The following is a 21,601-nucleotide window of genomic DNA, read 5'->3' as shown; positions in this document are numbered from 1 at the left end:
AGGGCTTACGGGGTGGACAGCCCCGCCGCGATCCGGGCGAGGGCGTCCGTGATGAGGTCGCGCACCGGAACGCCCGGGTCGGTGCGGAGATGGTGGGCGATGGCGGTGTTGACCGCGCCCATGACCGCGGAGGCGACGAGGTGCGGGTAGAGGTCCCGCTCGGCGTCGCCCCCGGTGCGTTCGGCGACGGCCACGGCGATCTCGGCCTCGGCGACGGCCCCCGCCCGCAGCATCTCGCCCCGCAGGGCGGGCTCCTCCACCATCACCCGCACACCCGCCGTCCACTGCGCCGCGTCGGTGGCGGGCGGATGCGCGATCGCCTCCTCGTCCGGCTCGAACTGCCGCAGCACGGACTGGGTGACCGCGTCCCACAACGGCCCCTCCGGCCGCTCGCGCAGCGACTCCGCGATGCGCAGACAGCGGTCGAGATGGTGGAAGGCGATCGCCTCGGCCTTGCTCGAAAAGTAGTTGTTGAACGTACGCGGCGAGACACCGGCGGCCTCCGCGATGTCCTCCACCTTCACCTTGTCGTACCCACGCTCCACGGCCAGCCGCACCGCGGCCCAACTGAGTGCCGCATGCGTCTGGGCCTTCTTGCGCTCTCGTAGCCCCATGGGCCGAGCGTAACAAAATTTGCGTGCCACGCAAATCTGCGGGTTCCGCAAGTTTTAGGTGGGCGAGGCGGTCAGGTCCAGTTCGGCCCAGATCTCCTTGCCGGTGGTGCGCTCGCGTACGCCCCAGCGGTCCGCGAGGGCGCGGACGATGAGCAGGCCGCGGCCGTGCCTGTCGCGGGGCGATGGGTGGCGGGGCCGGGGGAGTCGCTCGCCCCGGGGGTCGGATACGGCGATGCGCAGACGGGTTTTGGTGAGCGTCAGCTGGACGCGGAAGAGCCGCCCGGGGATGCTGCCGTGCCGCATGGCGTTGGTGGCCAGCTCGGACACGATGAGCGACACATCGTCGGCGAGCGCGGGATGGCCCCAGTCTGCGATCAGCCGCGCGGCGTGCCGGCGGGCCCTGGTCACGCTTATCGCTGTCGGGACGTAGTCGACGCGGCCCTCGTGGACGACGGGGTCCGGGGTCCGGGGGTCTTGGGGCGCGAATGCCATCGCGTACCTCCAGTGGGCAGGGCAGGGCGGAGTGGATCCGCCAACTGACGTCCCTGTGCGAGCGGTTCATCACGGACCGTAGCCTTGTCGCCTTGCGGTGCACAAGTTCCTCTTGGAGGATTTCCCCCGATCTGGTTTGCGGCGGCCGCGCCGGGCGGCCAGACTGTGCGCGTGACGACAAGTCAGCCGATGCAGGGCAATAGCACCTCGACCGTTTTGGGACGCAGGCTCGGTGGTGAGCTGACCAAGCTCCGTACTGCGGCGGGCCTGACGCAGACCCACGCCGCCAAGGTGCTTACCGGTTCCACGACCAAGGTCGCCAAGATGGAGGGCGGCTGGGTCCCGATGCGGGACCCGGACATCCGCGCGCTGTGCGAGCTGTACGGGCTGAGCGACCCAGAGGCGGTGGGCGGGTTGCTGGAGCTGGCTCGGATCGACCGTGAGCGCCGCAAGGCGAAGGGCTGGTGGAACGAGTTCCCGAACCTCGGGGACATGCAGGAATACGTCGCCTTGGAGAACGCGGCCACAGCCATCAAGGCATGGCAACTCACCTTCGTCCCGGGACTCTTGCAGACTCCGGACTACATCCGAGCGCTCCGGAGTGATGCTCCGTCGGCGGGCGGCGACCATGAGGAGTTCGTGGCGGCGAGGCTCGCACGCCAGCGGCGGCTTGATGAGGCTCCGCAGCTCTCACTGCGGGCAGTGGTCTACGAGGCAGCGCTGCGGAACCTCAGCGGTGGCGCGGACGTGATGCGTGGGCAGTTGGCCCATCTGGTCGCCGTGGCCCGGAAGGACAGCGTCAACCTGCGCGTTCTACCGTTCAGCGCGGGGGCCCGCCATGGGATGAACTGCACGTTCAACATCATCTCCTTCGCTGAACCCGGAGCGATGGACGTGGTGTACATGGAGGTTCCGTTCAGGCGGCTCTGGGTCGAAGGCGGAGATGCGGCTGCACAACACGATGAGTTGTTCGAGAGAATCGCCGCGCACGCCCTCGACGAGCACGATTCCCTGGAACTCATCACCAGCCTGAGCGGAGAGCTGTAACCCCGATGCCTGCTTTCGCATTCCGCAAGTCGAGCCACAGCGACCCTGAGCGCGAATGCGTGGAGGTGGCGACGAACGTGCCCGGCGCCGTGGCGGTACGTGATTCCAAGGACCCGGAGGGTCGAATACTCCGGTTCACCCCCGCCGCGTGGCAGACCTTCGCGGCGGCGGTGCGGCGGGGGCCAGACGAAGAAAGTTCGGCGTCGGGGTAACGGATTCGGTGCCCATCGCGCCCGTACCGGTCGTGTGCCGCGTCATCAGGATGCGGCCGTCCGATCGCGAGGCGATGTGATGATCGATCCCTTGTTCCTTCCGGTGCTCGGCGCGGGCTGGTCCGTGCTGGTCCGTTTGGCCGCTGCCGCCGCCGAGGTGTGGGTGTTGCGCGGGCGGGCCCGGCTGACCGCGGCGGCCGCCAGGGCGCCGGAAGGGGTTGAGCTGGGAGGGCGCGGGCGGGACGGCGCGATGTGGTACGTGCGGACGGCCCGGACGGAGGGCGGCGGGCGTGCGCGATAAAGCTGTGGGCGGTCGCCACAGGAGCGGTGGCCTGACGGTGGCTGAGCTGGACCGTGACAACGGGCGGTTTTGGAGGGTGGAGCTTCGCGCCTACGCCAAGCGCCAACTGCGACAACAGGGCGTCCCGTCGGGCCGGTTGGATGCCGACGATGTGGTCCAGTCCACCTGGCTGGAGCTGCACACCGCGAAGGCAGAGATCCGGCGGGCCGATCGGTACGCGTACAGGGTGGCTCGGAACGCGATCCGCAGGGCCGCCCGGGAAGGCCGTCGGACCTCCTCGTCGGCTCTGGCCGCCGCTGACGAGACCGCGCTGAGCGGGGCAGACGCGGCCGCGCGTGAGCAGGAGTGGAACTCCTCCGTCGAGCACCGCGTGTTGCGGCAGGAGACGGCGAGCGAGATCGCCGCGGCCAAGGAGCGGCTGACTCCTTTGCAGCGTGGCGCGGTCGAGGGAACGGTGGAGCACGGGTTGCCGCGCTCCGATGTCGCCGCCGAGCTGCGTGTGCGGACTGGGACGGTGTCGGCCCATCGGGCCCGCGCACTGTCCAAACTCCGCGCCGAGTTGGCAGGGCTCTTCCTGCTGTGGTTGATCTTGCTCGCGTGTGCCGTGTCGATCGCTCTGGTGCATCCACCGGACTCGATGGCCAGTGGGGTGGGCGGACTCGTGGTGTTGATCGTCACCGGCATCGGGAAGCTGGCCCACACGCTGAAGCGAGAGGGCAGGCGGATCAAGACGTACGGGGCGGAATGGTTGGCGGCCGTGACGGCCCTGGGCCTCACCGCATGTGCCGTGGTTGTGATCGTCGTCAGCCGTTCCGCCGACGGCACCCCTGGATTGGATTACGCGTCAGGGGCCAAGCCGACGCTGAGCCGGTCGGACCTGGAGAGTTGCTTGGCAAGGAGCTATCCGCGGTGCCCTGAGAACCAGTGGTGGTGGCGGCTCTCGACCAGTGAGCCGCTGATCACCACGCTCGACCTGGACGGGGCCGGTACTTCCCGGGCCCTGCGTGGCCACCTATGGCTGGACGGCTGCGGCCTCAACGACATCTCCGTACGGTGGTCCATCGTGGCGGGCTCCCGGCAGGTCGTCTCCGGCACCATGACCACCCACAACGCTCTCGAATCCAGGGCGCTGACGGGGAAAGTCCCGCGGCGGGCCCGAGCCCTGACCCTCACCGTGCGGCGCACCGACTCCGATTCCGACTGTCGGGGTGTCTTCACCTGGGACAAGGCCGGCGTGGAGGCAGCGAGACGCTGAGTGAGGATCGCTTGGCGGCGGCGGTGCGGCCGGGTTCAGCGCCCCTGCCGTCTGGGCGGACTTCGGGCTGCCGTTGCTGATGGTCGGCACCCGCCAGGACTGTGAGCAGAGGGCTTGACTTATCGTTGCTCGATTTGGGCGCGCAGACCTTCCGCCCTGGGGTCGTAGTAGCGGGTGAGCAGGCGCAGGGCCTCGGCCCGATGCTGGCGGGATTGGTCGCCGTCGCCTTCGGCGAGGGCAAAGGCCAGGCCGCCGAGAGCCAATGCCTCGTGCCAATGGTCACCGAGTGCGTGGTGGGCCGCCGCTGCACGGCGATGGAACTTGGCAGCTTCGTCCAGGCGGCTCATCGCTCGGTATGTCTCGCCGGTGCCGTGCCAGGCCATGGCTTCGCGGCTGCGGTCGCCGAGGCGGCGGTGGAGCGAAGCCGAGCGTTGGAAGGAGATCAGTGAGTCGGAAAACTCACCAAGGGCTCGCTGAGCGTTGCCCAGTGCGATGAGCCAGTAGCCCTCCAGCACATGGTGCCGCAGGTCCAAAGCGATGTTGACGGCCTCTGAAGCCGTACGCAGTGCCGCATCGAACTCTCCGTGGTCCAGATGGATCGAGCTCAGCAGACGGAGTGCCCTGCCCATATTGGGTCGGTCGTTTCTGGCCCGGTAACCGGCGTACACCAACTCGGCGTTGTGAGCGGCCTCATCGACCCGCCCCGCTTGGTAACAGACATCGGCAAGATTGATCAATGCGATGGACTCCCAATGAGGGAAGCCGAGTTCGCCGAAAGCCGATCGGGCGCGCTGGAAGCACGTCTCGGCATTGGCCAGCTCGCGCAAGCGCAGATGCACCAGGCCCAGCAGGTTCAGGCACTGGGCCTCGCCGTGCCGATCACCCACTTCACGTCGGATCGCCAGTGCGCTCTCGTGGCATTCCCGGCTCTTGATGAGGTCGTTGCCCCTCGTGTAGCTCATGCCCAGGCATTCGAGTAGCCAGGCTTCGCCGAGGGGCTCACCGAGACGGCGTACCGCCTCCAGACCGATCGGAGCCACGGCGAGCCAGTCGTTGACCGAGATGGAGGGGGCCCGCGCGGAGAAGAGAACCGTCGACAGCTGCCAGGCATGCCGGTCCAGACTGGCCGCCCCGGCGGCGCGTACGGCAGCGAGGAGGTTCGCGTGTTCGCGCTCGGACCAATCCACCGCGTGGTCGTACTCGGGGAAGCTGAGTGGCAGCACCCCGGCGGCCGGCGGGGCGAGCGACAGGTGGTCTTCCTCTGGTTCGATCCAGCTCTGAACGGCGTCGGCCGTGTGCACGTACCAGTCCAGGACACGGCACAGAGCCGCTGTGCGGTCCTCTGCGGGCTCCTCCTCCTGTGCCTGCTTGGTGGCGTAGGCACGCAGGAGGTCGTGAAACTCGTACCGGTCCGGTGCGGTCTGCTCCAGCAGATGCGCGCCGACCAGCGTGTCCAGCGCCTGTCGTACCCGGCCCGTGGGGAGTCCGGCGAGTGCGGAGGCCGCGTGCAGGCTGAACTCGGGGCCTGGGTGGATTCCGAGTAGCCGGAAGAGACGGGCAGCAGATGGCGCCAGGGCGCGATAGGACCAGGTGAAGACCGTACGGACGGCTTCGGCTTCGTCCTCATCGCCCGTGCTGAGCACGTCCCACAGGGCGGAATCATCGCGCAGGTCGGTGATCAGGTCGTCCAGCCGCAGGTACGGGTGGGTCGCGGCTCGTTCAGCCGCGATCCGCAGTGCCAGTGGAAGGCAGGCGCAGAGGTGGGCCAACTCGGTCAGCTTCTCCGCGTCGTCCTCCGACCGATAGCCGGCGGTGACCGCTCGCAGCAGGGCCACGGCCTCGGCTTCGGGGAGGGTGCCCAGCGTTATGCGCCGGGCGCCATCTCGTATGGCCAGCCCGGAGAGGCGACTGCGACTGGTCACGACGGCCAAGCTGCCGGTGGAACCCGGCAGTAGCGGGCGGACCTGGCTGACGGTGGCCGCGTTGTCCAGCACCACGAGCATGCGGCGTTCGGCCAGCAGCGAGCGGTAGAGCCCCGCGGCGTCATCGAGGTTGTGCGGAATGGCGTCGGGGCGGACCCCGAGAGCGGTAAGAAATCCGTGTAACACCTGTTGGGCAGTGATCGGTTCGCGAGGGTCGTAGCCGCGCAGGTTGACGTAGAGCTGGCCGTCGGGGAAGCGCTCGCGGACCTGGTGTGCCCAACGCAGTGCGAGCGAGGTCTTACCTGCCCCCGCCGTCCCCGTTATGACATAGACAGAAACGACAAGAGAGCCACCGCGATCGGCGACCATCACAGCGTTCAGCTGGTCCAATTCGTCCACGCGATTGACGAAGCCATGTGGGTCCGCGGGCAGTTGTCGCGGCACTGGAGGGCTCGTGCCACCGCCCTGATGGTGGAAATGGACCCCGCCGTGGACGCTTCTGGCCTGCACCACATCGCGAGACGTCCCGGACAGCTCACTGTGTGTACCATTGCCGGGGTACTCCTGGCCCTGATTCACTTCGGAGTTCTCCCCAGAATCTCAGCCTCGATTGCCGATTGTCCGCTCCGCGGTCTGTCAGTCTCCGGAGGGGGGAGCGAGGTGGGCGACTTCCCGCTCGACATAGGAAGTGATGTCTTCACCGGCGGCGAAGAGGTTGGCGATAAATTTCTCCCACTGCTCAACGGATGCTGGGTCGGTGAACCGGATAGCGCCGCTGGGTGCACTTTCCTCCGTGTACATCACCTGGTAAAGGACATGCCCGCCCAGAACCACCAACTCCGGCAGCGGCCTCTCGCTCTCAAGGTGGCTGACGGCCGCTGCCGGGACGACTCGAACCGGCTCGCCGCTCTCCGACCGTACCCGGAGCGAACGCAACTCCCATTGCAGATATGGTGTGAGCGGCTGCGCCGCGATACGAACGCGACGGAAGACCGAGCCACGGGACGCGGCCTCTTCCGACTCTTCTCGCAGCGCCGGAGCCCGGTCTTTCAAAAGCCGCTGGGCCTCCGCCAGGTCGCCTCGGTGAAATGCGTTCCAGCTCGGGCTGTTGCTCTCTTTGAAATACTGCTTCCGTTCCAGCTTCCAGGAGTCGTGGTTGCGCGTCTGTTCGTAGTGCAGGCCGAAGTCATCCGCATAGTCATTGAGTTCCAGCCAATCGCCCTTCGCCGGGTCGAGAGGGGGAACCGGGATGTCAAGCATCGGGAATATCCTTCTTCGCGTAGCTGAGCACAATGCCGGGGATGACGACCAGCCTTTCCCCTGTGTCCAGCGCGACTCCATCCGGGAGGCGCGTTCGGTAAACCTCAGTAAGGTCTTGGCCGATGACGGCCACGTCACCGTTGGTGAGTCGCCACATATCGGGACAGGTCATCTTGTCGTCGCAGCGGGGATCCCGCTCTTGAGGTGACCGCCCCAGGCGCCTGTCGAATAACGCTGACGGATCCGCCTGCCATGCCATCGTCCACGCTCCCTCCAGCCCTTCGGTGAAAGGCGTATGTGAGCCAGCGTATGGCAGGCCACCTCGTACGCGGGAGGAGCGCGAAGGTCTGTATTGAGTCAGATGATGCGTGGTGACCTGATGATGGGCAAATCGCAACTTTGAGCGGGGTCAGACCTCTTCCTTCATCAGCCGCAGGTACACCACCGAGAACAGGGCCCCCACCAGCAGCAACAGCAGTGCCACCGCCGTGCCGTAGCCGATCAGGGACTTGTTGAACGCCTGGTCGTACATGAAGACCGGGAGCGTCTGGCTGCGGTTTCCCGGGCCGCCTCGGGTCATCGCCCAGATGAGGCCGAACACCGACAGCGTCTGCAAGGTGTTCAGCATCAGATTCGTGCCGATGGAGCGGCGGATCATCGGCAGGGTGATGTGCCAGAAGCGGCGGAGGCCACCGGCGCCGTCGACCTCCGCCGCTTCGGTGATCTCCTTGGGGATCTCGGACAGCGCGGCGGAGTAGACGAGCATCGAGAACGCCGTGCCGCGCCAGACGTTGGCGAAGGACACGGCGAGGATCGGCAGGGTGTAGAGCCAGTTCTGGGACGGCAGGCCCAGCCAGTCCAGCAGTGCGTTGAGCGTGCCCTCGCGGCGGAAGAACGCGTACAGCAGGAAGCCCGCCACGATCTCGGGGACGACCCAGGCCGCGATGACGATCGAGCCGGTGAGCGTCCGTATCGGCCGGGAGGCGCGCTGCATCAGGGCGGCCAGGGCCAGACCGAGGGTGTTCTGGCCGACGATGGAGGAGAGAAGGGTGAAGACGAGGGTGAGGACGACCGCGTTGCGGAAGTCGTCGTCGCCGAAGGCGCGCCGGAAGTTGTCCAGGCCCACGAAGTCCGTGGAGGACGCGCCCGTCAGCTGCATATTGGTGAACGCGATATAGACGCAGTAGGCGATCGGGCCGCCGAGGAAGAGCAGCAGCAGAACGGTGGCGGGGGCGAGCGGGAGCCAGCGCAGGGGGCGGCCGCGACGGGGGCCCGGCCGGGCCGGGGCCTTTGTCGGGGCCGCCGCCACCTTGGTCGCGGTTGCCATCGGCGGCCGGCCCTCAGCCCTGGCCGTCCGCCGCCACGGTGGCGCCGTCGGCGATGGACTTCAGCTGGTCGTCGTACCCCTTCGCGGCCTTCTCCGGTGAGGTGCCACCCGCGGTCGCGGCCTCCATGGCCTCGCCGATCGCCGTGGACACCTGCGGGTAGACGGGGGTGGTCGGGCGGTAGTGGGTGTACTTCACCAGGCCCGTGAAGAAGGTGATCCCGGGCATGGAGGAGGTGTACTTCGGGTCCTGGGCGACGTCCTTGCGGACCGCGATCTGGGCATCGACGATGTCCCAGGTGACCGCGTTGTCCTTGGTCTGGAGCTGCTCGATGAACTTCCAGGCCAGATCGGGGTTCTTGGACTTCGCGCTGATCGCCCACGTCCAGCCGCCGGACATGCTGACCTTGCCGGGCGCCTGCCCGTTCTGGGTGGGCATCGGGGCCTGGCCGAGCGTCTTGGACCACTCGGGCCAGGGCTTGCCGCCGGTCTTCAGCCAGTTCTGGCCGAGCCAGGAGCCGTCGAGGGCGATGGCCAGCTTGCCCTCGGGGAGCCATTCGCTGAAGACGGTGGTGCCGACGTTGGGGTCGAGGGCGTCGGAGATGTCCGGGCCGAGCTTCTCGGAGTAGACGGTCCTGAGGAAGCCGAGCGCGTCGCTGAAGCCCTTGCCGCCGGTGACCCACTTCTTGGCACCGGGGTCGTAGAGCGGGGTCCCGCCCGCCTCGCCCGTGCCGTACAGCAGCATCTCGAAGCCCTGCATCACGGAGGTCTCGCCCGGGGCCTTGCCGGTGTAGACGTTGAGCGGGGTGACGCCGGGGACCATCTTCTTGATCGTGCGCGCCGCCTGGAGGATCTCGTTCCAGTTCTTCGGGGACCAGTCGGCGGGCAGCCCGGCCTTGGCGAAGATCTCCTTGTTGAACCACAGGCCACGGGTGTCGGTGCCGTCCGGGACGCCGTACGTCTTGCCGTCCTCGGCCTTGGCCGCCGCCTTCGCGGTGTCGACGAACTGGTCCCAGGTCTTCCACTTGTCCAGATACTCGTCGAGCGGGCGCAGATAGCCCGCCTTGATATCGGAGTTGACCCGGAAGGTGTCCTCGTAGACCAGATCGGGCGCGGTCTTCGGGGACCGCATCATCTGCTGCACCTTGGTGGCGTAGTCGTTGTCCTGCGCCTGGATCGGGATCAGCTTGACCTTCTTGCCGGGGTTGGCCTTCTCGAACTGCTTCTTGACCTCGGCAAGATGGTTGTCCTTGAAGCGGATCTTGTTGTCGGTGGAGCGGTTGTAGGCGACCTTGACGGTGTCCGGGTCGCTGCCCGAACCGCCACCGCAGGATGTGAGTCCCGCGGTGGCGGCGAGGGTGGCGGCGAGGATCAGTGGGGCGGTGGGGCGCACGGGCACGACCTCCTTGCTGGCCTCTGTGGGCTGCGGGCTGACCGTAAGGTCGGCTTCAACGGAAGGTCAATCCCCGTGACCTGGATGGTCACTTGATCGAGCGGCGCCGCCCGGTGGGGAAGGGGTCGGGCTCAGCCGGTGGCCGTGCCGGTCTCACCCGTTGTAGCCCGCGAGCACCTTGGTGAAGTCGTAGGTGCCCTGGTCGATTCCGCTGCACGCGTCCCCGCCCGTACCGGAGCCGCACTTGCGGTCGCGGTTGAGCGACCAGAAGCTGACACGGGCCAGGTGGTGGCTCTTGGCGTAGGAGACCATGTCCTTGAAGTTGTTCAGGGTTATGGTCTCGCCCTCGACGTCGGTCTTGCCGTTCATCGAGGAGAAGCCGACCTTGCGGTAGGCGGCGTCGGAGGAGAGGCCGTACGCACTGGCCACCGTGTTCTTCAGACCGTCCACCGAGGACTTGGTGGCCGCCGCCATGTCGATGGCGCCCTGGCCGAAGTCGAACGGCATGACCGCCCAGCCGTCCACGTCGATCCCGGCGGTGGCGCCGCGCTTGACCAGGTCCTTGCCGTTGGCGTCGGGGCCGGAGGTGGTCGTGCCGAAGGTGATGTACACCTTGATGCCGCTGTTCTTCTGCTTGACCGTCTTGAGCGCGTCGATCACCCGCTGGCGGACCGTCGCGTTCTCGAACTCGGTCGATTCGATGTCGATGTCGATCGACTTGAGCTGGTAGGCGTCGATGACCTTCTGGTACGCGCCGGCGAGCGCGGAGGCGGACGAGCACTTCTCGCCCAGCTTGTTACCGCTCCAGCCGCCGAACGAGACGGTGACATCGCCGCCCGCGGAGCGGATGGAGTTGATCGTGGACTGGTCGTTGCCGCCGGTGAGCGCGCGGGAGCCGTCCCACTTGGGGTTACAGCCGCCGTCGGAGAGCATGAACGCCATCGTGAACTGGGTGGTGCCGGTCGCCGACATGACGTCCGTGGCGTTGGGCGGGGAGCCCCAACCCAGGTAGAGGTAGGGGCCGTTGAGCCCGCTGGGGGCTGCGGCCGACTGCGGCGCCGCCTGGGCGGTGGCCGCCGCCGTGGTCGCGCCCGCGGCGAGCAGGCCGACGGCGGCGGCGAGGGCGAGCCTGCGGTGAGGCTTGGAGAGAGGCATGGCTGGCTGAGCCTCCTGGGTGGGGGGTGGGAGGAAATCTGGGTTGAGAAGGTGTGAGCGAGGCTGAACCTAGCGAGGCGGCATGGCCGCGACAAGATGTCGGATAGGAAACTTTCCTATCGGGTTCGCCGTCGGCGCCTGGGCGTTGGCCGCTGATGCCTGTTGCGGCGCCTCGGGTCGGCCGCTAATGCCCGCTGAGCCAGCGGTACAGCAGCTCGGGCCGCCCGATCTGCCCGTAGTGCGGGGCGCGGGCGGCGCGCCCGGCCTCCACCAGATGTTCCAGATAGCGGCGGGCGGTGATCCGGGAGATCCCCACGGACTCGGCGGTCGCCGCGGCCGAGATCCCCACCTCCGCCGCGCCGCGCAACGCCTCGGTGACCGCGTGCAGGGTGGCCTGGGTCAGCCCCTTCGGCATCGCCGCCGGCTGCGGTGCCCGCAGCGCGGCCAGCGCCCGGTCCACCTCGTCCTGCCCGCTGGCCTCGCCCGCGGTCGCCCGGAACTCGGCGTAGCGGAGGAGTCGGTCCCGGAGGGTGGAGAAGGTGAACGGTTTCAGCACGTACTGCACGACGCCGAGGGAGACCCCGTCCCGGACCATCGCCAGATCCCGGGCCGAGGTGACCGCGATCACATCGGCCCCGTTCCCGGCCGCGCGCAGCGCCCGTACGAGCTGGAGGCCGTGCCCGTCGGGGAGGTAGAGATCCAGCAGCAGGAGGTCGGCGGGCGTCCGCTCCAGCAGCCGCTGGGCGTCCCCGCCGCTGCGCGCGGTCCCGACGACGGTGAAGCCGGGGACGCGGTCGACATACATCCGGTGCGCGTCCGCCGCGACGGGGTCGTCTTCGACGACGAGAACCCGGATCGCCGCCGGATCCCCCGGTCTCGCCTGCGGCGGGCTCATGGACGGATTCCTCTCGAAATGCGATACGCGCGGAAAGCTCAGGGCTCCAATTTACGGAGGGTAACTGGTGGTGGCCAGATCTCTACGGTGACGATTCCCCTACCGCCGGCGCGGTGGGCGTTTTGCCGCCTGATACGCCGTCCCGGCACGGCCGAGTCCGGCCGCCCGGCGGCGGGCGATGCCCCTGATGACGGGGGCGCCATCCGGCGGGTCCGGCGGTTCCGGTGTGATCTGCTGCCGCTGGTGCCTGGCCGGGTGGGTCGTCCCCGTCGGGGCTCGGACTCCCCGACGCCCATGCTCACGGTTGGCCGGATCCGGCCGCCCGACCACGGGCGGCGCCGCCCGAGGCCGTGCCCGTGCGGGGGTGTCGTCGGGGTGGTCATGGTGTGGGGGTCGGGGTGGTGAGGGGGAGGCGGACGGTGAAGTCGGCGCCGCCGTCTTCCGAGGCCGATACCTCCACCGTGCCCGCGTTCCGGCGGGCCGCCTGCTGGACCAGGGCCAGGCCCAGGCCGCGGCCCGGCGACTTCGTGCTCCAGCCGCGGCGGAAGACGTCCTCGGTCGCCGCCGGGTCGAGTCCGGCGCCGGTGTCCGTGACGCGGAGTGTCAGCTCGCCCGCGTCCGCGCGGGCGGTGACCGTGACCCGGGCGCTGCGGGGGGCCTCGTCGTTGCCGACGCCCTCGGCGGCCGCGTCCGTGGCGTTGTCGATGAGGTTGCCGAGGATGGTCACCAGGTCGCGGGCGGGCAGCCCGGGTGGGAGTACGCCGTCGTCGATGCGGCTGTCGGGGGCGAGGACGAGCTCGACGCCGCGCTCGTTCGCCTGCGCCGCCTTGCCCAGCAGCAGCGCGGCCAGCACTGGTTCGGCGACCGCGCCCACCACCTGGTCGGTGAGCGCCTGGGCCAGCTCCAGATCGGCGGTGGCGAAGTCGACCGCCTCGTCCTCCCGGCCCAGTTCGATCAGGGAGACGACGGCGTGCAGCCGGTTCGCGGCCTCATGGGCCTGGGAGCGCAGCGCCTCGGCGAAGCCGCGCAGCGAGTCCAGCTCGCCCGAGAGCGCCTGGAGCTCGGTGTGGTCGCGCAGGGTGACGACCGTGCCGCGCTGCTCACCGCTGCTCACCGGTGAGGTGTTGACGACCACGACCCGCTCCGCCGTCAGATGCAGCTCGTCCACCCGCGGCTCGGTGGCCAGCAGGGCGCCGGTCAGCGCGGGCGGCAGGCCCAGTTCGGAGACGTCGCGGCCGACGGAGTCCCCGGACAGGCCGAGCAGCTCCCGTCCGCCGTCGTTGATCAGCGCGATCCGCCGCCGCCCGTCGAGCATCAGCAGCCCTTCGCGCACGGCGTGCAGCGCGGCCTCGTGGTAGTCGTGCATCCGGCTCAGCTCGGCCGCGTTCATTCCGTGCGTATGGCGGCGCAGCCGGGCGTTGATGACATACGCGCACAGCCCGCCGAGCGCGAGCGCGGCCGCCGCCACGACGAGCAGCGCGAGCAGTTGGCGGCGCACCTGGGCGCTGATGGTCTCGACCGTGATTCCCGCACTGACCAGCGCGGTGATCCGGCCGCCGGCGCTGTGGTCGCGCACCGGCGCGACCACGCGCACGGAGGAGCCGAGCGTGCCCGTGTAGGTCTCGGCGAAGATCCGGCCGCGCAGCGCGGGCCCGATGTGGCCGAGATAGGTGGCGCCTATCTGGCGCGGATCGGGGTGGGCCCAGCGGACGCCGTGGGTATTCATGATCGTGACGAAGGTGACGCCGGTGTCCCGGCGCACCTTCTCCGCGTACGGCTGGAGCCGGGCGGTGGGGTCCTCGGACCGTACGGCCTCGGCGACCGACGGGGAGTCGGCGACGGCCGCGGCGGTGGCGGTCGCCCGCTGCTGCGCGGCCTCCACCGCCTGCTCGCGGTCGGTGACGTAGGCGAAGACGGCGCATCCGGCCACCAGGGCGGCGACCAGCACGACCTGCATGGCGAACAGCTGGCCGGCCAGGCTCCGGGGGCGGGGGATGCGCATGGCCATCAGTCTGCACACGCATCTTTGTGTGAACGAAATGAACGGAAGGGTGACCCCCGTCACAGCGTGGGGCATAGTCGCCGGGACCGTTCAAGGCGGTGTGCGAGCCGCACACAGTACAGCGCCGGGACAGTTGGACGGCAGAAAAGAAGGAGGCAGCACCGTGGCTGCGGACACCACGCCGCCCGCATCGGGACGTACGGAGCCCGAGCGGACGAAGCCGAAGAAAGAAAGGATTCACTACCTCTACCTCGCCGTGATCGGCGCGGTGGCGCTCGGCATCCTCGTGGGCTTCGCGGCCCCCGATACGGCGGTGGAGCTCAAGCCCATCGGCGAAGGCTTCGTCAACCTGATCAAGATGCTGATCTCGCCGATCATCTTCTGCACGATCGTGCTCGGGGTCGGCTCGGTGCGCAAGGCGGCGAAGGTCGGCGCGGTCGGCGGTCTCGCGCTGGGCTACTTCATGATCATGTCGACCGTGGCCCTCGCCATCGGTCTGGTCGTGGGCAACTTCCTCGAGCCGGGCAGCGGCCTGCACATGAGCCATGAGGCGGCCCAGGCCGGGCAGAGCCAGGCCGACGGCGCCAGCGAGTCCACGGCGGACTTCCTGCTCGGGATCATCCCGGGCACGCTGGTCTCCGCCTTCACCTCGGAGAAGGTGCTCCAGACCCTGTTCGTGGCCCTGCTCGCGGGCTTCGCCCTCCAGGCGATGGGCAAGGCGGGCGAGCCGGTGCTGCGCGGTGTGGGCCACATACAGCAGTTGGTCTTCAAGATCCTGTCGATGGTCATGTGGGCCGCCCCGATCGGTGCCTTCGGCGCGATCGCCGCCGTGGTCGGCGAAACCGGTCTGGACGCGCTCAAGGCGCTCGCGGTCATCATGATCGGCTTCTATGTGACCTGTGCGCTCTTCGTGTTCCTCGTCCTCGGGACGATCCTGCGGCTGGTCGCGGGCGTGAACATCCTGCTGCTGCTGAAGTACCTGGCACGGGAGTTCCTGCTGATCCTGTCGACGTCCTCCTCGGAGTCGGCGCTGCCGCTGCTCATCGCGAAGATGGAGCACGCGGGCGTCAGCAGGCCGGTGGCCGGTATCACCGTCCCCACGGGCTACTCCTTCAACCTGGACGGCACCGCCATCTACCTGACGATGGCCTCGCTGTTCATCGCCGAGGCCATGGGCGACCCGCTCTCCATAGGCCAGCAGATATCCCTCCTCGTCTTCATGATCGTCGCGTCGAAGGGCGCCGCCGGTGTGACCGGCGCGGGCATGGCGACGCTGGCGGGCGGCCTCCAGTCGCACCGGCCGGAACTGGTCGACGGCGTCGGCCTGATCGTCGGCATCGACCGCTTCATGAGCGAGGCCCGCGCCCTCACCAACTTCGCGGGCAACGCGGTCGCCACCGTCCTGGTCGGCACCTGGACGAAGGAGATCGACAAGGAGCGGATGAACGAGGTCCTCGCCGGACGGCTGCCGTTCGACGCGGAGGGCTTCGCCCGCGACGGGGGCGGCCACGGCCCGGCCGCCGACGGCTCCGAGGGGGCCGAGGACAAGTCCCTCCCCGAGCGGCGTGACGGTGACACGGCGAAGGAGCACGCGCCCGCCTGACACCCCACGCGCACCACGGCCCTGCCCTCCTGAATCGGGGCAGGGCCGTTGGCGTGTCACGGACGAGCGCCGACGGGCGGGTTCACGGCGACACGACGTCGGCCAATGTCATGGGCACACGACGACGGCCGTGTCGCGGCCGCACGACGTCAGCCGTGTCGTGGCCGTACGACGACGGCCGTGTCATGGCCACACGCAAATGGCGTCCCGCGTCTTCCCCCCGTTGGAAGACGCGAGACGCCGGCACCGGCCCCGCTGCCGATGCCCCCTTGGTGGTCCTTCGGCGCCGAAGGCGCCTTAGCGCTCGCCGTCCGGTGCGCGGCGCAACTGCTCCGGGAGGGCCGTCCACTCCGGGCCCTCGCGCAGGGGTTTGACCCAGGCGATGTTGCCCCCGGTGTCCACGTAGGCGACCCGGCCCATGGCCTCGCGTTCGAGGTCGTAGACGAGCTCGCCTATCCGAGGTGTGCTGCGTGTTCCTCCAGCGGTGGTCATGAGCCGCCTCCTCGGCACCTCACTGCCATACCGTCCCCCGTTCATCGTCGGAAGAGGGCCCCGGGACCGCGCAGTTCCCGCCGATCGCCGCGAACGACGCGGTGACCGGGGAGAGCTTGTGGTGCCCATGTGACCCTCGATCACCCGTAGGGTCCTACGAGTCGCTGATATCCCGCTGATGCCTCGCTGACCCGAACCCGTGGGTAGGCTTCCAAGTGGTCACAGTGAAATCTCTGGTACCAACGGGGGCAGTGCGTGGATGGGACCGAGTTTCGCCTGTTGGGACCGGTCGGAGTATGGCAGGGCGAACGTCCGCTGGGGCCGACCGCCGCACAACAGCGGTCTGTTCTGGCGATGTTGCTGATGGCCTCCGGCCGGATGGTGTCCGTCGACAGGCTGGTGTTGGCAGTATGGGGCGAAGACCCGCCGGGGTCGGCGCGAAACGCCGTACAGGTACAGATTTCCAAGTTGCGGCGGATCCTTTCCGCCCTGCCCGGGGCCGAGTTGACGACATCGGCGAAGGGCTACTCCCTCACCGTCGCGCGTGAGCAGGTCGATCTCCACCGGTTCCGCGATCTGGTGCGGGCCGCGCGCGAGGCCCCCAAGAACGTCGCGGCCGCCCGGGACCCGGCGGCCGCCGAGGACCACGCCGGGGAACTGCTGCGCTCCGCGCTTCAGTTATGGCGCGGGCCCGCGCTGGCGGATGTCGCGGGCGGCTGGCTTCCCGAGACCCTGGGAACCGGTCTGGAGGAGGAGCGGCGTACGGCGGTCGAGGAGTGCGCCGCGATCGATCTGCGCTCCGGGCGGCATCACGAGGCGGCCGCGGAGCTGTCCGTCCTGGTGGCCGAACACCCTTTGCGGGAGCGCTCGGTGGCGCTGCTGATGGAGGCGCTGCGGCGCTGCGGCCGACGGGCCGACGCGCTCGCGCTGTTCCGCTCCACCCGCCGCAGGTACGTGGAGGAGCTGGGCATCGAACCCGGTGACGAGCTCCAGCGGCTCCACCGGCAGGCGCTCGAGGACAGCCGGGACGGCCGGGAGGGCCTCGACGTCCTGGACGGTCGCGACGGCCGGGCCGGGGACCCGTCGGGCAGGTCCGGCCCGTCCGGCGGGTACGGGAACGCCCCCGCCGCGCCGCCGGCGCCCGACGCCGCACCCCCCGCCGCGGCCCCGGCCCCCGCCGCCGAGGGCGTCCCGGCCCCCGACGAGGCCCCTGGGCCCGCCGCAGGGCTCGTCGACGGACCGGCCGTCGAACCGGTCGCGGGACCCACCCCCGAGCCGGTCTCCGTCGTCACCGCCGTACCGCAGCAACTCCCCTCCGACGTCGCCCACTTCACCGGCCGCGAGCGTGAGCTCGCCGGGCTGGACGCCCTGCTGCGCACGGGCTCGGGCGACGGCGGGAGCGGGGGACGCGCGCCCACGGCCGCGGTGATCGCCGTGATCGCGGGCAGCGGCGGCCTCGGCAAGACGACCCTCGCGGTGCACTGGGCCCACCGCGTCCGCGACCGGTTCCCCGATGGTCAGCTCTATGTGAATCTGCGCGGCTTCGGCCCCACCGACTCGGCCCTGACCGTCCCCGAGGCGGTCCGGAGCTTCCTGGACGCCTTCCAGGTGCCCGCCCACCGGATCCCGGCGACCGTCGAGGCACAGACCGCCCTGTACCGGAGCCTGGTGGCCGACCGCCGGATGCTGATTCTGCTCGACAACGCCCGCGACGCCGAGCAGGCGCGACCCCTGCTGCCCGGCTCTCCCGGCTGTCTGGTGGTGCTGACCAGCCGTAACGAGCTCACCGGCCTGGTCGTCGCCGAACAGGCCCAGCCGCTGCCGCTGGATCTGCTCGACCGCGACGAGGCGCGCGAACTGCTGATCAGCCGGGTCGGCGCCGAGCGGGTGGCCGCCGAGCCCGAGGCGGTGGAGGAGGTGATCACGGTGTGCGCCGGGCTGCCGCTCGCGCTCGCCATCGTGGCCGCCCGCGCCGCCACCCACCCCCGCTTCGGTCTGGAGGCGCTCGCCGCGGAGCTGCGCGACGCCCGCGGCAGCCTCGACGCGTTCGAGGGCGGGGACGCCACCACCGATGTCCGGGCCGTCTTCTCGTGGTCGTACCACACCCTGGGCGGCGACGCCGCCCGGCTGTTCCGGCTGCTGGGCGTCCACGCGGGCCCCGACATCGCGGCTCCCGCGGCCGCCAGCCTGGTGGGGATCCCGGTGCCACAGGCCCGCCGGCTGCTGATCCAGCTCACCCGGGCGCATCTGATCACCGAGCGCGCCCCCGGCCAGTACGGCCTGCACGACCTGCTGCGCGCCTACGCCATGGAGCTCACCCACGCGTACGACACCCGGGAGGAGCGCCGCGCCGCACTGCACCGGGTGCTCGACCACTATCTGCACACCGCCGTGGCCGCCGGGACGGCCTTCACCCCGCACCGGGAGCCGATCGAGGTCAAGCCGGTCCGGCCCGGTGTCGACGTGGGCGAGTTCAGGGGGCACGGACAGGCGCTGCTGTGGTTCATCCTGACCTATCCGGCGCTGATGGCCTCGCTCCAGCAGGCCGCGGAGGCCGGATTCGAGACCCACGCCTGGCAACTGGCCTGGTCGCTCATGGAGTTCCTGGACCAGCGCGGCCACTGGCACGACCAGCGCACCGTGCACCGGATCGCCCTGGGCTCGGCCCACCGCATCCGCGATCTCACCGGCCAGGCCCACTCCTGCCACGGCCTCGGCCTGGCCGATCTGCGGATGGGGCGCTACGACCGGGCCCGCGGCCATCTGGTGCGCGCCATGAACCTGCACCGCGAGACCGGCAGCGCCGTCGGCCAGGCCCTGGCCCATGTCGCGCTCAACCTCGCCAGCGAGCGGGAGGGCCGCCATGACGAGGGGCTGCACCATGCGCTGCGCTCCCTGAAGCTGTACCGGGCGGTCGGCCACCGCAGCGGCGAGGCATACGCCCTGAACAACGTCGGCTGGGCCTACGCCATGCTGGGCGACTACCAGCAGACCCTGGTCCACTGCGAGAAGGCGCTGACCCTGCTGCGCGAGGCGGGGGACCGGCGCGGGGAGTCCGCGGCCTGGGACAGCCTCGGCTACGCCCATCAGCACATCGGCGACCACCAGCAGGCCATCAGCTGCTACCGGCACGCCGTGGAGCTGCGGCGCGGCCGGGGCGAGCGGGTCCGGGAGGCGGAGTCCCTCCACCGGCTCGGCAGCGCACAGCTGGCCGCCGGGGACCGGACCGGGGCCCGCCACAGCTGGCAGCGGGCCCTGACCCGGTTCGACGCCCTCGGCCACCCCGACGCCCACCGGGTCCGCGACGGGCTCGCCCGGCTGGGCGGGCCCGACGGATGAGGGGACGTACGGAACGGGTGGGGCATGTGGAGCAGGCGGACGACCGGGCCGGGCGGCTCAGGCGGGCCGCAGCCAGATCGTGGCCAGCGGTGGCAGCACCGGCAGGATGGAGACCGGCCGCCCGTGCCACCCCGTGGGCTCGGCCTTCAGCGGTTCGGCGTTGACCACACCGCCGCCCCCGTAGCGCCGGTCGTCGGTGTTGAGCACCTCGCGCCACACCGGCACCGACTCCGGTGCCCCGATGCGGTACTCATGCCGGACCACCGGTGAGAAGTTGCTGATGGCGAGCAGCGGTGAGCCCTCGGCGTCGAAGCGGAGGAAGGCGAAGACATTGTCCTCGCGGGCGTCGCCCTCGATCCAGGAGAAGCCCTCGGGGTCGGTGTCCCGCTGCCACAGCGCGGGCGTGGCCGCGTACACCCCGTTGAGGTCGCGGACCAGATCGCGGACGCCCCGGTGGTCGGGCTCGGCGGAGTACGACGGGTCCAGCAGCCACCAATCCGGGCCGTGCGCCTCCGACCACTCCGCGCCCTGGGCGAACTCCTGCCCCATGAAGAGCAGTTGCTTCCCCGGATGGGCCCACATGAAGCCGAGGTACGCGCGGTGGTCGGCGCGCCGCTGCCACCAGTCGCCGGGCATCTTCGACACCAGGGCCCGCTTGCCGTGCACCACCTCGTCGTGCGAGATCGGCAGCACGTAGTTCTCGCTGTACGCGTACACCATCGAGAAGGTCATCTCATGGTGGTGGTGGGCGCGGTGCACCGGCTCATGCGCGAGATAGGCCAGCGAGTCGTGCATCCACCCCATGTTCCACTTCAGCCCGAAGCCCAGGCCGCCGAAGCCGCTGGGGCCCACATGGTGGGTGGCGCGGGTGACCCCGTCCCACGCGGTGGACTCCTCGGCGACGGTGACCACACCCGGGCAGCGGCGGTAGACGGTCGCGTTCATCTCCTGGAGGAAGGCGACCGCGTCCAGGTTCTCCCGGCCGCCGCGGGCGTTGGGCGTCCACTGGCCGGGCTCGCGGGAGTAGTCGAGATAGAGCATGGAGGCGACGGCGTCCACCCGCAGACCGTCGATATGGAACTCCTCGCACCAGTAGACGGCGTTCGCCACCAGGAAGTTGCGCACCTCGTTGCGCCCGTAGTCGAACTCCAGCGTGCCCCAGTCGGGATGCGCGGCCCGCAGCGGGTCCGCGGGCTCGTACAGCGGACGGCCGTCGAACTCCGCCAGCGCCCAGGCGTCCTTGGGGAAGTGCGCGGGCACCCAGTCCACCAGGACCCCGATCCCCGCCTGGTGCAACGCGTCCACCAGGTGCTTGAAGTCGTCCGGGCTGCCCAGCCGGGCCGTGGGCGCGTAGAAACCGGTGACCTGGTAGCCCCAGGAGCCGCCGAAGGGGTGCTCGGCCACCGGCATCAGCTCGACATGGGTGAAGCCGAGGTCCTTGACGTACGCCGGGAGCTGCTCCGCCAGCTGGCGGTAGGTCAGCCCCGGCCGCCAGGACGGCAGATGCACCTCGTAGACGGAGAACGGCAGCTCATGGACGCGCCCACCCTCCCGGCGCGCCATCCACGCGTCGTCGCCCCAGCGGTGGTGCGAGCCATGGACGACGGAGGCGGTGGCGGGCGGGCACTCGGTGCGCCGCGCCATCGGGTCGGCGCGCAGGGAGTGGCCGCCGTCGGGCCGGGCGATCTCGAACTTGTAGAGCGCGCCCTCCCCGACGCCCGGCAGGAACAGCTCCCACACACCGCTGCCGCCCAGCGAGCGCATCGGCAGCGCGGTGCCGTCCCAGTAGCTGAAGTCGCCGGTCAGCCGCACCCCGAGGGCATTGGGCGCCCAGACGGTGAAGCGGGTGCCGGACACGCCCTGATGGGTCATCGGATGCGCGCCGAGCGCCCGCCACAACTCCTCGTGACGGCCCTCGCCGATCAGGTGCAGATCGAGTTCGCCGAGCGCGGGCAGGAAGCGGTACGGGTCGTGCAGCTCCAGCTCCGCGTCCTCGTACGTCACCAGCAGCCGGTAGTCCGGGATCTCCCGCAGCGGCAGCACCCCGGAGAACAGCCCGTCCCCCTCCGCCCGCAGCCGGGCGCGCAGCCCCGCGGCGGCGACGGTCACCGACCGGGCGTACGGGCGCAGGGTCCGGAACAGCACCCCGCCGCGCACCGGGTGGGCGCCGAGCAGGGCGTGCGGGTCGTGGTGCGCCCCGGCCAGCAGCCGCCGCCGCTCGTCGTCCCCCAGCGCGGGCGCGGCCCGCACCCCCCGCTCGTCGTACGCCTCGTCCCGGGGCTCCGCGGGCTCGCC

Annotated in this window: 18 protein-coding genes; 6 read left to right on the top strand and 12 right to left on the bottom strand. The window is 70.0% G+C overall.

The features are described from left to right. Positions 1-5: 5 nt before the first annotated feature. Together AB0E24_RS00930 and AB0E24_RS00925 are read right to left on the bottom strand one after the other, a co-directional pair. Positions 6-614 (bottom strand): acyl-CoA-like ligand-binding transcription factor, encoded by a 609-nt coding sequence (locus tag AB0E24_RS00930; RefSeq protein WP_359374155.1) that lies wholly within the window; start codon positions 612-614, stop codon positions 6-8. A 54-nt stretch (positions 615-668) separates the two neighbouring features. Continuing rightward, positions 669-1,106: an ATP-binding protein gene (locus AB0E24_RS00925; RefSeq protein ID WP_359374153.1), complete on the bottom strand. Its 438-nt coding sequence runs from the start codon at positions 1,104-1,106 to the stop codon at positions 669-671. A 171-nt stretch (positions 1,107-1,277) separates the two neighbouring features. On the opposite strand from AB0E24_RS00925, the gene AB0E24_RS00920 reads away from it, so the two are divergent. The 4 genes from AB0E24_RS00920 (at position 1,278) to AB0E24_RS00905 (ending at position 3,921) form a co-directional block, all read left to right on the top strand. Next, positions 1,278-2,153, top strand: coding sequence for a helix-turn-helix domain-containing protein (locus tag AB0E24_RS00920; protein ID WP_359374150.1), 876 nt, complete (start codon positions 1,278-1,280; stop codon positions 2,151-2,153). A gap of 5 nt (positions 2,154-2,158) precedes the next feature. Continuing rightward, entirely contained in the window at positions 2,159-2,365 is a 207-nt protein-coding gene (locus tag AB0E24_RS00915; protein WP_079259037.1) for a DUF397 domain-containing protein, read from the top strand. Between the two features lie 79 nt (positions 2,366-2,444). Beyond that, positions 2,445-2,666, top strand: coding sequence for a hypothetical protein (locus tag AB0E24_RS00910; RefSeq protein WP_158525936.1), 222 nt, complete (start codon positions 2,445-2,447; stop codon positions 2,664-2,666). Between the two features lie 76 nt (positions 2,667-2,742). Then, positions 2,743-3,921: an RNA polymerase sigma factor gene (locus tag AB0E24_RS00905; protein WP_359374147.1), complete on the top strand. Its 1,179-nt coding sequence runs from the start codon at positions 2,743-2,745 to the stop codon at positions 3,919-3,921. A gap of 119 nt (positions 3,922-4,040) precedes the next feature. On the opposite strand, the gene AB0E24_RS00900 is transcribed toward AB0E24_RS00905, so the two are convergent. The 8 genes from AB0E24_RS00900 to AB0E24_RS00865 form a co-directional block, all read right to left on the bottom strand. Continuing rightward, positions 4,041-6,242 carry an ATP-binding protein gene (locus AB0E24_RS00900; protein ID WP_359374144.1) on the bottom strand — a complete coding sequence of 734 codons (2,202 nt, stop codon included), beginning with the start codon at positions 6,240-6,242 and terminating at the stop codon, positions 4,041-4,043. Between the two features lie 237 nt (positions 6,243-6,479). Then, positions 6,480-7,103 carry a DUF6879 family protein gene (locus AB0E24_RS00895; protein ID WP_359374142.1) on the bottom strand — a complete coding sequence of 208 codons (624 nt, stop codon included), beginning with the start codon at positions 7,101-7,103 and terminating at the stop codon, positions 6,480-6,482. Beyond that, positions 7,096-7,362, bottom strand: coding sequence for a hypothetical protein (locus AB0E24_RS00890; protein WP_079259040.1), 267 nt, complete (start codon positions 7,360-7,362; stop codon positions 7,096-7,098). Before AB0E24_RS00890 ends, AB0E24_RS00895 begins: the two co-directional genes overlap by 8 nt. A 150-nt stretch (positions 7,363-7,512) precedes the next feature. Continuing rightward, positions 7,513-8,430 carry a carbohydrate ABC transporter permease gene (locus AB0E24_RS00885; protein ID WP_079259041.1) on the bottom strand — a complete coding sequence of 306 codons (918 nt, stop codon included), beginning with the start codon at positions 8,428-8,430 and terminating at the stop codon, positions 7,513-7,515. Positions 8,431-8,443: 13 nt separating this feature from the next. Further along, entirely contained in the window at positions 8,444-9,820 is a 1,377-nt protein-coding gene (locus AB0E24_RS00880) for an extracellular solute-binding protein (RefSeq protein WP_359374137.1), read from the bottom strand. 153 nt (positions 9,821-9,973) lie between these two features. Next, positions 9,974-10,975: a chitinase gene (locus AB0E24_RS00875; protein ID WP_359374134.1), complete on the bottom strand. Its 1,002-nt coding sequence runs from the start codon at positions 10,973-10,975 to the stop codon at positions 9,974-9,976. Positions 10,976-11,159: 184 nt separating this feature from the next. Then, entirely contained in the window at positions 11,160-11,870 is a 711-nt protein-coding gene (locus AB0E24_RS00870) for a response regulator (RefSeq protein ID WP_069866701.1), read from the bottom strand. Positions 11,871-12,249: 379 nt separating this feature from the next. After that, on the bottom strand, positions 12,250-13,872 hold the full coding sequence (locus AB0E24_RS00865) for a sensor histidine kinase (RefSeq protein WP_069866921.1): 1,623 nt from the start codon (positions 13,870-13,872) through the stop codon (positions 12,250-12,252). A 163-nt stretch (positions 13,873-14,035) separates the two neighbouring features. Here AB0E24_RS00865 and AB0E24_RS00860 point away from each other — a divergent pair, with 163 nt between their 5' ends. Then, positions 14,036-15,475, top strand: coding sequence for a cation:dicarboxylate symporter family transporter (locus AB0E24_RS00860; RefSeq protein ID WP_069866699.1), 1,440 nt, complete (start codon positions 14,036-14,038; stop codon positions 15,473-15,475). Positions 15,476-15,772: 297 nt separating this feature from the next. Here AB0E24_RS00860 and AB0E24_RS00855 read toward each other — a convergent pair whose 3' ends face one another. After that, entirely contained in the window at positions 15,773-15,967 is a 195-nt protein-coding gene (locus tag AB0E24_RS00855) for a hypothetical protein (protein WP_020868332.1), read from the bottom strand. Between the two features lie 255 nt (positions 15,968-16,222). Between AB0E24_RS00855 and AB0E24_RS00850 the strand changes: the two genes are divergently transcribed. Beyond that, entirely contained in the window at positions 16,223-19,306 is a 3,084-nt protein-coding gene (locus AB0E24_RS00850; protein ID WP_359374128.1) for an AfsR/SARP family transcriptional regulator, read from the top strand. Between the two features lie 57 nt (positions 19,307-19,363). On the opposite strand, the gene glgB is transcribed toward AB0E24_RS00850, so the two are convergent. Continuing rightward, complete coding sequence (gene glgB, locus AB0E24_RS00845) at positions 19,364-21,556, bottom strand: 1,4-alpha-glucan branching enzyme (RefSeq protein WP_359374763.1); 2,193 nt, start codon at positions 21,554-21,556, stop codon at positions 19,364-19,366. Positions 21,557-21,601: the final 45 nt, after the last annotated feature.

The organism is Streptomyces malaysiensis subsp. malaysiensis, assembly GCF_040653035.1.
Taxonomy (GTDB): domain Bacteria; phylum Actinomycetota; class Actinomycetes; order Streptomycetales; family Streptomycetaceae; genus Streptomyces; species Streptomyces malaysiensis.
The sequence above is the reverse complement of the archived record's forward strand: the minus strand, read 5'-3'. Positions and strand labels throughout refer to the sequence as shown.